General features: G+C 59.0%; 9 protein-coding genes and 1 rRNA gene. 6 read left to right on the top strand and 4 right to left on the bottom strand.

Annotated elements, in window-relative coordinates; translation table 11 throughout:
- Positions 1-1640, bottom strand: a 1640-nt coding sequence (locus FS777_RS21055) for a retention module-containing protein (protein ID WP_145257534.1), incomplete at its 3' end; no start/stop codon positions are given.
- A gap of 942 nt (positions 1641-2582) precedes the next feature.
- Between FS777_RS21055 and FS777_RS21050 the strand changes: the two genes are divergently transcribed.
- A complete protein-coding gene (locus tag FS777_RS21050) occupies positions 2583-4739 on the top strand; it encodes a type I secretion system permease/ATPase (RefSeq protein ID WP_028687928.1) in 2157 nt (718 codons plus the stop codon).
- A complete protein-coding gene (locus tag FS777_RS21045) occupies positions 4729-6105 on the top strand; it encodes an HlyD family type I secretion periplasmic adaptor subunit (RefSeq protein ID WP_078477800.1) in 1377 nt (458 codons plus the stop codon). Before FS777_RS21050 ends, FS777_RS21045 begins: the two co-directional genes overlap by 11 nt.
- A 43-nt stretch (positions 6106-6148) precedes the next feature.
- Here FS777_RS21045 and lapD read toward each other — a convergent pair whose 3' ends face one another.
- Both lapD and lapG read right to left on the bottom strand, forming a co-directional pair.
- A complete protein-coding gene (lapD, locus tag FS777_RS21040; RefSeq protein WP_100850568.1) occupies positions 6149-8107 on the bottom strand; it encodes a cyclic di-GMP receptor LapD in 1959 nt (652 codons plus the stop codon).
- A gap of 10 nt (positions 8108-8117) precedes the next feature.
- Positions 8118-8879: a cysteine protease LapG gene (gene lapG / locus FS777_RS21035; protein WP_178091307.1), complete on the bottom strand. Its 762-nt coding sequence runs from the start codon at positions 8877-8879 to the stop codon at positions 8118-8120.
- A 201-nt stretch (positions 8880-9080) separates the two neighbouring features.
- Between lapG and FS777_RS21030 the strand changes: the two genes are divergently transcribed.
- The 4 genes from FS777_RS21030 (at position 9081) to FS777_RS21015 (ending at position 13928) form a co-directional block, all read left to right on the top strand.
- Positions 9081-9770 carry a GntR family transcriptional regulator gene (locus FS777_RS21030; RefSeq protein WP_078477798.1) on the top strand — a complete coding sequence of 230 codons (690 nt, stop codon included), beginning with the start codon at positions 9081-9083 and terminating at the stop codon, positions 9768-9770.
- A 91-nt stretch (positions 9771-9861) separates the two neighbouring features.
- The gene (locus FS777_RS21025) at positions 9862-10359 is read left to right on the top strand and encodes a sigma-70 family RNA polymerase sigma factor (protein ID WP_058639853.1); all 498 of its coding nucleotides are present in this window, start codon (positions 9862-9864) and stop codon (positions 10357-10359) included.
- 11 nt (positions 10360-10370) lie between these two features.
- On the top strand, positions 10371-11342 hold the full coding sequence (locus FS777_RS21020; protein WP_058639857.1) for a FecR domain-containing protein: 972 nt from the start codon (positions 10371-10373) through the stop codon (positions 11340-11342).
- 171 nt (positions 11343-11513) lie between these two features.
- Complete coding sequence (locus FS777_RS21015; RefSeq protein WP_306107669.1) at positions 11514-13928, top strand: TonB-dependent siderophore receptor; 2415 nt, start codon at positions 11514-11516, stop codon at positions 13926-13928.
- A gap of 105 nt (positions 13929-14033) precedes the next feature.
- Here the strand turns inward: FS777_RS21015 and rrf are convergent.
- Positions 14034-14149, bottom strand: a 5S ribosomal RNA gene (gene rrf / locus FS777_RS21010).
- Between the last annotated feature and the right edge of the window lie 134 nt (positions 14150-14283).

Genomic DNA, 14283 nt, shown 5'->3' with positions numbered 1-14283 from the left:
CTAACGGTGGAACCGTTGTTGTAGACGTCGTTGGCCGGGGTCTGGAAATCGATGCTGCCCTGGGTCTTGCCTGCTTCAACGGTGATGACCTGACCATTGGACAGGGTCACGGTGACCGGAGTCTGAGCCGGGTTGGTCAGGGTAACGGTGTAGGTAATGACACCGCCTTCGGTGACGCTCGGCGAAGCCGTCAGCGTGGCAGTGGTCGTGTCGATCGAATCATTGATCGTCGTTACAGCTGGCGTCGGGTTAGGCGTTAGCTGTTCGAAGTTACCCCCCGTAGCGCTGTCGATGGTCACACTAACGGTCGAGCCGTTGTTGTAAACATCGTTGGCCGGAGTCTGGAAGTCGATGCTGCCCTGGGTCTTGCCTGCCTCAACAGTGATGACTTGGCCGTTGGACAGGATCACGGTAACTGGGGTTTGAGCCGGGTTGGTCAGCGTGACGGTGTAAGTGATCACGCCACCTTCGGTCACGCTTGGCGAAGCCGTCAGCGTGGCAGTGGTAGTGTCGATCGAATCATTGATCGTAGTAACGGCAGCCGCTGGGTTCGGGGTCAGCTGTTCGAAATTACCGCCCGTGGCGCTGTCGATGGTCACGCTAACGGTGGAACCGTTGTTGTAGACGTCGTTGGCCGGGGTCTGGAAGTCGATGCTGCCCTGGGTCTTGCCTGCCTCAACAGTGATGACCTGGCCGTTGGACAGGGTCACAGTCACTGGAGTCTGGGCCGGGTTGGTCAATGTCACGGTGTACGTGATCACACCGCCTTCGGTGACCGAGGGAGTGGCGGTCAACGTTGCAGTGGTGACATCGATGGTATCTGTAATTTCAGTAACCAACGGCCCTTGAGGTGGAGTTACTGAAATGCCACTCCCCCCGCTGGTACCGGTAACAGTGGTCGAAATTTGCCCACCATCAATGTAGGGCGTGTCATTCGGCGGGATCACGACATTGACACTGCCAGTGGTCTGCCCGGCCGGAATGACGATCACAGAGCCATTGGCCAGGGTGATGAGAAGGTCGCTGCTCGGTGCCTGGCCAACCGTAGCGGTATAAACAATGACGCCACCCGCTTCGCTGATCGATGGCGTGGCCCCGACCACAAGGGTGGTGGCAACCGTAGTGCCCGTTGTCGGCGCGGTGACGCGATTGTCAGCAGTGGTTCCAGCTACCTCCACGGGGGCGGCCGCTGCGGCAAAACCAAGGCCTTCTGTAGGGAAGCCAATCGTGGGATCAACGCTGCCGGCCGTTTCTTCCAGCATGACGAAACTGTGGCCGCCACCTGCCGCACCGCCGCCCGCAGCGGTCGGCCCGGCAGCCGTGGCTTCAAGATCGGTGGTCGGGTCAGCGCCTGCAGCGATCGCTTGTTGCAATTCCTCGACCGACGGCGCTGCCTGGGCAGCGGCCTGGCCCAAGTCAGTACTGCTGTCAGGCGTGTCTGCGCTCCACTGGGTATCACGACCAAGGTCAAGCAACCGGCCGTCTGCCAACTCCAGCGTTACCGCGCCACCCGGACCGGTAAGGACCTGTTCACCTGCAAGAAGTCGATCGCCTTCTATGAGCACACGCCTGATGCCTTCAGGGGATACCGCAATAACCTGGCCGACAATACTTTTGACGATGGCTACAACGCTGCTCATTGGACTCTCCGTGTGACCCGCTGGGGTACTTCTGTGCCAGAGCGGCATCCGCAGCCACCTGAACAGGAATTATGTCGATGATCTCTTGACGCTTGGTTGCGTCAACATTCCGTCTATGACGAAATGAAGTTAGATTTCTGCCAAACTATTGACCTTATATTGGCCATCCTAAACAATCACCAAGGTAATGTCACATTGATATTTTTACCTTAGCCAAGGGCCAATCAACAGCAAATGCCTTGCGTCATTAAAACAGCGCAATGGCACAGAGCATGCGGGCCCAAGTGATGACAGCGGCCAGAAATCACATGCTTTTCAACCGTTCGTCGGGCTCAGTAGGACCGACAGCGTCAACAGAAGGTCGATTTTGTTTATTGACGCCACATTCCTCAGTCTCGTAAGCATAAACCTTGCCGATTACATGCCCGAGAATGACCCGAGGTGCTGCAAATTTTCAGGCTGGCTCACCGCTGAATAAACGGCAGCCGAAGGCGCTCATCGTCTAAACCAGCCCTTGCCACGCGCCTGCGATTATCGGCCAGAGTCGACCAAGGAAGTGGGCTTCAAGGGATGAATTTTAACTAACATGGGTTGCACGAACGCCAGCAAACCAGCGCCTGATAAATGACATTAAGCTAGGCTGTAATGACAGGCCCAATACATATCGTTTCTCTGCTCCTTTCTCAGCAGCTGAAGCCTGGGTTGCAGAGTGATTCAGAAATGAAACGTTTGTCTGCTGATCAGCGTCATGTAGTAAAGAGACCAATACAGTTGTTTACTCACCACCTTATTCAAGGCGACCATTGGCGACACACTGCATCGCTCGCTGCACGCCTGCCGGGCGCCGACATGCATTGCCCCACTGAATGCCTGAGTCTGCTGCCATTAAATGATCGGCAGCTAGCTCACCCCCACCCACCACAAGGATGAAGAGAGCGCCGCGTGGAATCAGAAGTCAGTCGAGTCCAGCTCAACCATGACCCACGTAGTCAGCACGACGATCCTTTGCTGGACAGTCTGCTGAGCTTGTGTGTACTGCACCAGAAACCTGCCAGCCGGGTCATGCTTACCACGGGCCTGCCTTTGCCCGCCCAGCGCCTGAGCCCCGAGCTGCTGCCCCGTGCGGCGGCCAGGGCCGGCCTGCAGGGCCGCCTGTTGCAGCGCAAGCTGGAGCAGATCCCAAGCATCGCCATGCCCGCCATCCTGTTGCTCAAGGGTGGACGCAGCGCTGTGTTGCTCGGGTGGGAAAACGAAGACACCGCGCGGCTGTTGCTGAGCGAAAGCGATGGCGGCGAAGTACAGGTCAGCCGCGAGACGCTTCAGGACGACTACAGCGGGCGAGTGTTCTTCGCTCAACCGCAGCACAAATTCGACGTCAACCATGGCAACTTGATCCCGCGGGCCAAATCCTGGTTCCGAGATACGCTGCTGCGCAGCAAGTGGCTGTACATCGATGCCATCGCCGCCAGCCTGGTGATCAACCTGATCGCCCTCGCCGCGCCACTGTTCGTAATGAACGTGTATGACCGGGTCGTTCCCAACCAGGCGACCTCGACCCTATGGGTGCTGGCGGTCGGTATCGCAGGTGCCTATATCTTCGACCTGATCCTCAAGGGTCTGCGCGGGTTATGCCTGGACCTTGCAGGGAAAAAGACCGACCTGATCATTTCGGCGACACTGTTCGAACGCATCGTGGGCATGTCGATGAAGTATCGGCCGGCCCGGGTAGGTAGCTTTGCCCAGAACATTCACGAGTTCCAGGGATTACGTGACTTCCTGGCGTCGTTGACGCTGACCAGCCTGATCGACTTGCCGTTCACGGTGCTCATCCTGATCGTCATCGCAATCATCGGCGGGCACCTGGTGTGGATCCCGATCATCGCCTTCCCGCTGGCCCTGGGCATCGGCTATGCACTGCAGCGGCCGCTGATGGCGACCATGGAACGGACCATGGCGCTGGCATCGGAGCGCCAGTCGAGCCTGATCGAGACCCTGGCAGGGTTGGACGCGGTGAAGGTCAACAACGCCGAGAGCGAGCGCCAATACATGTGGGAGCAGACGCTCGGTACCCTCAGCCGGCTGGAGTTGCGCGTCAAGGTCCTGTCGAGCCTGGCGATGAACATCACCCTGCTCATTCAGCAGCTGGCAGGGGTGGCGATGATCTGCGTGGGTGTCTACCTGATCATCGACGGCAACTTGAGCATGGGCGGCCTGGTAGCGTGCTACATGCTCAGCGGCCGTGCCCTTGGGCCGCTGGGGCAGCTCAATGGTCTGCTGGCTCGCTACCAGCAAGCCAAGGTGACCATGGTGTCCACCGACCACATGATGGAGCTGCCACAAGAGCGCAACTTCGAAGAGCGCCCGCTCAGCCGCAGAGTATTGCAGGGCAGCGTAGAGTTCCGCGGCGTGGACTTCACCTACCCTAACCAGCAGAACATGGCGCTTAAGAACATCAACCTAACCATCCGCCCTGGCGAAAAGGTGGGGATCATCGGGCGCAGCGGGTCGGGCAAGAGTTCACTGGCCAAGCTGATCGTTGGCCTGTACGAGGCCGATGGCGGCTCATTGCTGGTCGACGGCGTGGATATTCGCCAGATCGATGTCAGCGAACTGCGCCACAACATTGGTTATGTGCCCCAGGACATTCAGCTGTTGGCGGGCACGCTGCGGGACAATCTGGTCAGCGGGGCCCGCTACATCGACGACGAAATGATCTTGCAGGCGGCCGAGCTTGCGGGCGTGCATGAATTCGCGCGGCTGCATCCGGACGGCTACGAGCTGCAGGTAGGCGAACGTGGGCAGAACCTGTCCGGCGGGCAGCGTCAGAACGTGGCCTTGGGCCGCGCCTTGCTGTTGAACCCACAGATCCTGCTGCTCGACGAACCCACGAGCGCCATGGACAACACCGGCGAGGAACGCTTGAAACAGCGCTTGCAGGCTGTGGTGGAAAGCAAGACGGTGCTGCTGGTGACTCACCGGGCTTCGCTGCTGTCACTCGTGGACCGCCTGATCGTGATCGATCGCGGGCAGATCGTTGCCGATGGCCCGAAAGCGGCCGTCATGGATGCGTTGAAGAAGGGGCAGATCAGTGTCGCATAAGCTGGATTTCGGGCAACTCAAGGAAGGCCTGCGGCGTTACTTCAAAGGCAGTGACTCGCTGGGCGGTCAGCCGCTGCCCGAGGTCAACAAGGCCCTTATCGAAGATGCGCCGCGTGTGGTGCGCCTGACGATCTGGGGCGTCATTCTGTTCTTTGTATTTCTGATCGTCTGGGCCAGTTTTGCGCCCATCGATGAGGTGACGCGTGGTGAAGGCAAGGCCATCCCGTCATCCAAGGTGCAGAAAATCCAGAACCTGGAAGGCGGCATCGTGGCGGAAATCTTCGCCAAGGAAGGCGAGATCGTCGAGGTGGGGCAGCCGCTGCTGCGCCTGGATGAAACCCGCTTCGCTTCCAACGTGGGGGAAACGGAAGCCGATCGGCTGGCCATGGCCCTGCGGGTTCAGCGCCTGAGTGCGGAGGTTGACGACAAGCCACTAAAGATCGACGAAGAATTGCGCAAGGCCGCACCTAGCCAAGCGGCCAGCGAAGAATCGTTGTACCAGAGTCGGCGCCAGCAGCTTCAGGACGAGATTGGCGGACTGCAACAGCAACTGGTCCAGCGCCAGCAGGAACTGCGCGAGTACAGCTCCAAGCGCGGGCAGTACGCCAACAGCCTTGAGCTGCTGCGTAAAGAGATCAGCATGTCGGAGCCTTTGGTCGCGACGGGTGCTATTTCCCAGGTGGAAGTGTTGCGCTTGCGTCGTGCCGAGGTTGAAAACCGTGGTCAGCTCGATTCCACGTCGCTGGCCATCCCCCGTGCCGAAGCGGCCGTTCGAGAAGTGCAGAGCAAGATCGAGGAGACCCGCGGCAAGTTCCGAAGCGAGGCGCTCACCCAACTGAACGAAGCCCGGACCGAACTGAACAAGGCGACCGCTACTAGCAAGGCGCTGGATGACCGTGTCCACCGCACCATGGTCACCTCGCCTGTACGGGGTATCGTCAAGCAGTTGCTGGTCAACACCATCGGCGGCGTGATTCAGCCAGGCAGCGACATCATTGAGGTCGTGCCGCTGGACGATACGCTGGTCATCGAGGCCAAGATTCTGCCGAAGGACATTGCCTTCCTGCACCCAGGCCAGGAAGCCACGGTCAAGTTCACCGCGTACGACTACACCATCTACGGGGGGCTCAAGGCCAAGCTCGAGCAGATCGGCGCCGATACCATCACCGACGAAGACAAGAAGACCACGTACTACCTGATCAAGCTGCGTACCGACCGCAGCCATCTGGGCACCGATGAAAAGCCGCTGCTGATCATTCCCGGTATGGTGGCGACGGTCGATATCATGACCGGCAAGAAGACCATCATGAGCTACCTGCTCAAGCCCATCATGAAAGCCCGCTCCGAGGCCCTGCGCGAACGCTGAGGCTATGCCCGCACGGTCTCGTGCGGGCCCTCATTACTGTTGGTCAGCGCTTATGGTGCGCCCAAGGGGCAGGTTCACCCACCAACTGCCCCTGAATCCCCCCTACACCCATTTCGCAGAGCACTGCGCGCTCGCCTTCGGTTTCCACGCGTTCGGCCACCAGGGGCAGGTCGATGCTGTGTGCGGCACGCTGGATCGCCTCGATGAACAAACGCTTATGCTGCTCATGGTCGATGTTGCGGATGTAGCTGCCATCAATCTTCAGGTAGGCCAACCCAAGGTGGGACAGGTTGCCGATCATGCTGAAGCGCCCGCCAAACCGTTGCAGTGCCAGGCCGAAGCCAAGGCTATGCAGCCTTCGGGTCAGTTTCTCCAACGCCGGCTGGTCTGGTAGCTGCTCTTCTCCGATTTCGAACACCAAACGCGATCCGAGAGCGACGTTCTGGCTGAGCAGTTCGAAAATGCGGTGCAGAGCCTGGGCGTCCGCCAAGGTAGCGGCGGAGAGGTTCAGCGCCAGCACCTGGTCGTGGCCACGCATGTGCGCCAGCACCTTCTGCAGCACTAGAAGGTCCAGCCTTGGCATCCAGCCAAAGCGCTCGAGCCAAGGGAGGAATCGACCGGCTGGCAGCGCCTCGCCTTGTCGATCCTTCAGGCGGGATATCACCTTGTGGTGCAGCACATGCTGGGCAGTTGCACAATCGACCACCGGCTGGAAGAACAGCTCGAAGTGGCCGTTGGTGAAGGCCTGGTCAAGGCGCTCATGCCAGTCGTGCTGGCTGTCGGCAGCCACGGCAGCGACGCCTTGCTCCAGGCAGACCCAACCTGGGGTTGGCTGGTTCTCCGCGCGTGCCAGGGCCTCATCAGCCAGTTTGAGTAGGGCTGGGGGAGCGTCGCCCGGGCTGAAGGGGGCCAAGCCGATGCAGGCCACCGGTTGAATATCGGTAGCGCCCGTCTCATGCAGGCTCTGCAGCGTGGCCTCGAGCGCCTGGGCCAGCTGTATGGCTTCTTCATGCACCATACCAGGTGCCAGTACGGCGAATTCCCCACCACGGCTGCGGGAAATCAGGTCGTTGGTTTCCGGGAAGCTCGCGCAGGCGCGGCGCAATTGCTCACCAACCGCCTGCAGCAACTGATCCGTGCGCTGGCCACCTAGACGCGCGTTGAGGCCCGCCAGGCCTTGAACCCGAAGCAACAACAGGTAGCCTGCCCGTGCTTCCTCAAGGTTGCTGACCCGAGCATTGAGCTGCATTTCGAAATAGCGACGGTTGGACAGGCCGGTCAAGGTGTCTTGGTAGGACTCGGCGCGTAACCGCTCGCTGCGCTCGGCCTGCTCGGTGAACAGTGCCTTGAGCTTTTCCACCATCTGGTTCATGGCCTGGACAACGCGCCTGAGCTCGGGCGTGCGGGGCAGTTCAGGCAGGCTCAGGAATTCACGCCTGGCGATGGCATGGGACTGTTCGACCATGTAATCCAGCGGCTTGAGCTGCCGGCGCAGCAGCAACGCGCCCAGGATAGCGCTGGCAGCACCACAGAGCAGTAGCCAGCCCAGGCTGCCCAGCGCGCTTTGCCAGAGCTTGGCAATGGCGAACATGGGGTGGCTGATGACCTCGACGCGTGCCGCCTGCTGCCAGCCACGGCTGACCAACGCATCACCGCCGGCAGCTTCCAAGCCGATCAGGTGAACGAACCAACGGGGTACGCCCCCAGGGTCGGGTTCGGCATGGCGCTCGACGAGCACCGTATTGGAAGCCAGGTCCACCACCTTGATACTGGCGTAGTAGCCACTGTCGAAGATCGAACTCACCATCAGCTCGACCATGGCAGGGTCATCGATATTGGGCGTAAGCGACAGGGCCAGCGCAGTGGCTGCATCCTGTGCATGCGAGCGCAGCTGGTTGACATACTGGCTTCGCGAACTCTCCAGGCTGACCATGAAACTGCCGGTGAACGCCACTACCAGGAACAGGCAAATAGCCAACAGCAATTGTTTGAACAGTGACATCTGTGCTCCTTCAGTAAACCGGCTCGGCCGGGAAGCCTTCGGCCTGCATTTTTTTCAATAGGTCCTGCCAGCGCGACAAGCGCTTGGTGTCGCCCACTTTCTTGTTGCCACCGGCGCCTGTCAGCCATAGGCCTTCACCGTTGAAGGCATAGACGGGCAACAGGTCGGGACGCTGGGTGGCTGGCTTGATCGCGTCCATCAGGCTGTCGAGCACCAACGGCTGCGCCTGGGGCGTTGAATAATAAGTCAGTACCATGTGTGCCCGGTTCTGTCGCAAGGCCTTGACGTATGTGATCCGCAATTTCTCGCTGGGGATGCCCATGCGCCTGAGGCTGAAGTACTTGGCGATAGCGTAATCCTCGCAATCGCCAGCCCCTTTTATCAGTGCTTGAACCGGCGTTGCCCAGTAATCGACCTCGTGCCATAGATCGATATCCTCGACGTAGCGCAATTGTTGGTTAAAGAACCGGTTGACCACCTGCAGACGCTCAAGCTCTGTCCCCTGCTTCTGGGTGGCCATGAGGTTTTGCCAGGCATCGATCCGCGCCTTGCCCTCCCCCAAGGGCCCATACAGCGCTTGCGACTTGCGACTGATCTGGGCGAAATCCCAGTCGGCATGCAAACCGCCCAGCAGCAGGCCACCCAGCAGCGCAGCCAGGGCAACTCGGTGCAGCACGGTTTTGAGCATCGGGGTGATCGCCACTGCCAAGCCCTGTCCAGGCCAGTCGAAAGAAGCGATGGTGCGGCCTGACACCGCAAAAGACAATGGCACATCGCGATCATCGGCCTCCCGGTCGGCGTCCGCCGCATCAACGCTTGCCGCGCGGGTCATGTCACTTCCTTTGCAGAGCAACTTCATCCACCATAGCCGCGCCCTGGGGCATGGCTCTGTAGAAGCCGGCATTTGACACGTCATACAGCTATAACTGTGTCATTGGATCCAACTTTGGTAATCGTTTAAGGCAGGCGTTGCGTGGCCGACAAAATCAAACTGAGCAGCGTGTTGAACAGTGAACAGTTGCTGCCACATCTGGCCCGCGGCGTTATTGAAGAACGCGTGCGCAGTGCCATTCTCGAGGGTCGTTTGCCTCCCGGAACGGCAATCAGACAACAGGAATTGGCGACACTTTATGGCGTCAGCCGTATGCCCGTGCGTGAGGCGTTGCGTCAACTGGAGGCGCAGTCACTGTTGAACGTGGAGCTTCACAAGGGCGCAGTCGTCGCGCCGCTGATCGGCGAGGATGCGGCAGATGCCTACGACTTGCGTGTTCTGCTCGAGAGCGAGGCGTTGCGCCAATCCATTCCGTTTCTGACGGCTCAGGACATCGCCAAGGCCCGCAGTTGTATCCAGCAACTGGAAAACGAGACGCGACATGCCGAGATCGCTCGCCTTAATCGTGAGCTTCACATGTTGCTGTATAGCAAAGCAGCAAACCAGAAACTGCTGCGCTTGATCGATGCCGAATTGATGCAGGAGGAGCGGTTTCTGCGCTTTCATCTTTCGTCGATGGGCCTGGGCAAGCTCACCCAGGACGATCACACAGCCTTGGTCGATGCTGCCAGTGCCAAACGTGTGAACGATGCGATTGCGGTATTGGAGCATCACCTCAACAGCGCAGCTGTGACCATTCGAAGGTATTTGGACAGCCAGCGACCCTACTGAATGGTGTGGGTATCGACAGGTAGGTTGCAAAATCTCGCGCCGGGCGAAACAATGAGACTAATTATCATTTAAGCCCCGACAGCTGTGTCACATGCCTAGCAACGATCTCGTGCAAAACCTCTACAGCGCTCATCATGGCTGGCTGCACACCTGGCTGCGCCACAGGCTTGGCAATGCGGCCGACGCTGCTGACGTAGCTCAGGATACTTTCATGCGGCTGTTGCAACGCCGCGAGCATCTGCAGATACAGCAGCCCAGGGCGTTTCTGCGCACGGTGGCGCGCGGGTTGATCATCGACCATTGGCGTCGAGAGGAACTGCATAAAGCCTATCTGGAAGCGCTGGCGCTGGTGCCTGAGGCTAACACCCCCGATGTTGAGACCCGCGAGCTGTTACTGGAGCTACTAGAACGTATCGCCAAAATGCTCGATGGCCTCAAGCCAAAGGTGCGCACTGCTTTCTTGCTAGCCCAATGTGAAGGCTTGCGCTATCAGGAAATTGCACAGCAGATGGGCGTATCGGTGAGAACGGTGGAGCGCTACATTGCCGACGCGCTTTATCATTGCTACCTGCTGCGCTATGAAGCGTAATGTCACCGTTTATGCCTAGCCCTCATCCAGACGCCAAGACAGTCAGACAGGCAATCCAGTGGATGCTGAAACTTCGCCACAGCGAAGACCCGGCTCTAAACGAACGCATCGCGCAGTGGCGGGCCGAGGCTGCGGCCCATGAGCTGGCCTGGCAGCGCGTCCTGCACTTGGACCAGGACTTGGACCTGCGCCACGTGCCCGCTGCGGGGGTTGCACTGCAGACACTGGAGGCCAGTCATCGCCGCCTTGAGCGGCGGCAGGCGTTGAAGCTGCTGGGCACCGTTGCCCTGTTCGGATCGGCTGCATGGCTGAGCAAGGACTTGAGTGTGGTGCAGGCCTGGTCATCCGACTACGCGACAGCCACGGGCGAGCGCAGACACGTGACATTACCCGACGGCTCTCGATTACAACTCAACACCCGCAGTGCCGTGGACGTGGCCTTCACCAGGCAGCAATTGGCGATCGACCTCAAGCGTGGGGAGGTCATGCTGGACTGTCGACAGGCAGGTCCTGGACAAGCGCCAGTCACGCTGCGCACCAGTACCGCATCGTTGCAAACCGTCGGGGGGCGCTTCGTGGGGCGTGTGGAGGACGATTGCCTGCGGGTGGTCGTCAGCGAGGGGCGGGTATTCACCCGCAGGCAGGGCACCGGCCTGATCCAATGGCTCGAGCCAGGTGGAGAATGGCGCGTCACCGCCACTGGTGCCGAGCACGTGGCGCCTTCAGGGATTGACGCGATGGCCTGGACCGAAGGCCTTATCGTCGGCAAGAACATGCTGCTCAGGGATTTCCTGACGCAGATCAGCCGTTATCGCCGGGGTTATCTCACCTGCAGCGACGACATTGCTGAGCTTCGCTTGTCCGGGGTATTCCGCCTTCAAGATCCAGAGCAACTGCTGCAATTGCTGCCTACCACGCTTCCCGTTCAAGTCCGTCAGTTGACGCGATGGTGGGTGCGCGTGGAGGCGCTGGGCCATGCCTAGTCTTTGATCAACAAGGCCTGATTCTAATGTGTCGGGTTTTGGCCGCGCATCCGGCTAGATCAGTGAGAAGAATCTCCTGCACACTTTACGGACGCTTTCATGTCAACCAACCGGGTAAAACTGTACGCCTTTGGCGCGAATGATTTTCGACCTGTCTTGCACTCAGATTTGCTGAGCAATGCCATCCGCGCTGCCTTGCTGGGGACGGCGCTTGGATTGGCCATGGTGCCTGGCATGACACTCGCCGCTGATGCCTCGCAGGTCAGCTCGACCTATGCCATTGCGCCTGGCCCCCTGGATGAAGTGCTCAATCAATTTGCCCGTCAAGCGGGCATCACGCTTTCCAGTACACCGGCACTCACTCAAGGATTGCAGTCCAAAGGCCTTCATGGACAGTACTCAGCTGAGCAGGCGCTGAGGGTTCTGCTGGCTGGAAGCGGTCTGACAGCAGCGAACCAAGGAAACCGGACCTTCATCGTACAGGCCCAGCCAGCGGAGGCAGCGCTGGCGTTACCCGATACGGATATTCGAGGCTTCACCCTTGGCAATGCCTTGGGGAGCATGGAGGGTTATAACGCCACCCATAGCCAGGTCGCCACTAAAAGCAGCCTGGCATTGGTCGAGACGTCTCAATCGGTTTCGGTGGTAACCCGGCAACAGATCGACGACCAAGGCTCTCAAACCGTCGCACAGGCCATGCGCTATACCCCAGGCGTGATGACCAACCCCTATGGTGCGACGCACCGGTATGACTACGTGGCCATGCGAGGCTTCAACGATGGCTCGGTGGATAACATCTATGTAGACGGCCTCAAGTCCATGGGGGACAACGGCACCTACAGCACGATGCAGGTCGACCCCTATTTCCTGGAGCGGATCGATGTCTTGAAAGGGCCCTCTTCGGTCCTGTATGGCCGTAGCTCTCCGGGTGGATTGGTCGCACTGACCACCAAGAAACCCGTGTTCACCGCTTTTCATCAAGTTCAAGCATCGGTCGGCACGCAAGGTCAGCGCGGGCTGGGCTTCGACACCAGCGGCCCATTGGATGCAGACGAGCGTATTGCCTACCGTCTGACCGGTTTGGCAGACGCTTCGGATACGCAGTTCGATCACAACAAGGAAGAACGCTACGCCATCGCCCCGTCGCTTAGCATCGACTTCAGCGAAGACACATCGCTGACCCTGCAAGCCTACCTGCAGCATGATCCAAACGGGGGCTATCACGGTGGCAACCCTGCAGACGGAATGCTGAGTAAGCGTAATGGGGTACGCCTGTCGGATCACTTCTTCGAAGGGGAGCCGGGCATCGATAACTACGAGCGCACCCAGCAGTCGTTCAGTTATCAGTTCGAGCATCGATTCAACGATGTATTTACCGCGCGGCAGAACTTCCGCTACCAGGACTCGGACGTGTCGATGGACCAAGTGTACTCGGCAGGTTGGGCAGATGCCGACGGTACCGTACTGACCCGAGCCTACACCGGGGGTGATGAGCGGCTGCACTCCTACATCATCGACAACATGGTCCAGGCTGAATTCTTCACCGGCATCGCCAAGCACACCCTGCTGCTGGGTACGGATTACCAGCGTCGCAAAGCCGATGTCTCGTGGCGCTATGGCACTGTAGACCCCCTGGATGCGGCTAACCCGCAGTATGGTAACGGCAACCTGCGGGTGCTTGGTGAAAACCGATACCAACGCCGGTTGCAACAGACGGGGGTCTATCTGCAGGATCTGGTGGAGCTGGATCAATGGCGCTTCTCACTGGGCCTGCGCCAGGACTGGGTCAAGGTATCAGAGGACAATCGCGATACCGATACCAGGGTCAGTGACAAGCGGTCCAACTTCACGACTCGCGCTGGGGTGCTCTATCTCTTCGAGAATGGCCTGGCGCCGTATGTGAGCTATTCCGAGTCCTTCAACCCGAATACCGTGTCCGATCAAGACGGAAAACCGCTCGCTCCTACCGAGGGCACACAGTGGGAAGCCGGCATCAAGTATCAGCCACCTGGTAGCGACAACCTGTATACCGCTTCAGTGTTCCGTATCGAGCAGGAGAACCTGGCTTCCAAACAACCTGACGAAGACTTCTACAGGCCTGTTGGTCAAGTGCGTTCACAAGGGTTGGAGCTCGAAGCGCATGTGCAGGTTACTGATAATCTGAAACTGCTGGGTGGCTATACCTACACCGACATCGAGTACTCGAAGTCGATGCCTAGCCTGGTATCCAGCGGTCTGGACAACAAAGGCAATTCGCCCACCCAGGCCCCGGAGCAAATGGTCTCGCTGTGGGCCGACTATAACTTCCGGCAAGGCGCGCTCGATGGGCTTAAATTGGGCGGTGGTGTGAGGTATGTGGGGCATAGCTGGGCCGATGCAGAGAACAGCCGCAAGGTGCCTTCCTACACATTGGTTGATGCCTCGTTGGGCTATGACCTGGGTAAGCTGGGTTTGAAGGGCTTGGATGTCCGCCTGAATGCCAACAACCTGACCAATCAGCGCTACATCACCTCGTGTGCCAGCTTGAATTACTGCTATATGGGCGAAGAGCGCAATGTCAGCGCCACAGTGAGCTACCAGTTCTGAAGCGCACAGCGGGACAGCCGCTTATCAGAAGCTAGCTATGTGGGGTGTTTAACCCGGAAAGAAAAAGCCCCTGTCTGCAACGCAGACAGGGGCTTTTTGTTTGAATCTTGACGATGACCTACTCTCACATGGGGAAACCCCACACTACCATCGGCGATGCATCGTTTCACTGCTGAGTTCGGGATGGGATCAGGTGGTTCCAATGCTCTATGGTCGTCAAGAAATTCTGTGTGCTGGCCCGTCGTCGACGTGCCTGCGAATCTCTGTAGTTCCTACTTAAAGACAAAACCCCTACCTGCATACGCAGATAGGGGTTTTGCGAAATGAATCTTGACGATGACCTACTCTCACATGG

Origin of the sequence: Pseudomonas sp. DE0157, assembly GCF_007678615.1 — a bacterium.
In the GTDB taxonomy this organism is placed as follows: domain Bacteria; phylum Pseudomonadota; class Gammaproteobacteria; order Pseudomonadales; family Pseudomonadaceae; genus Aquipseudomonas; species Aquipseudomonas parafulva_B.
Note: the sequence above shows the minus strand (reverse complement) of the source record. Positions and strands in the feature narration are given on the sequence as shown.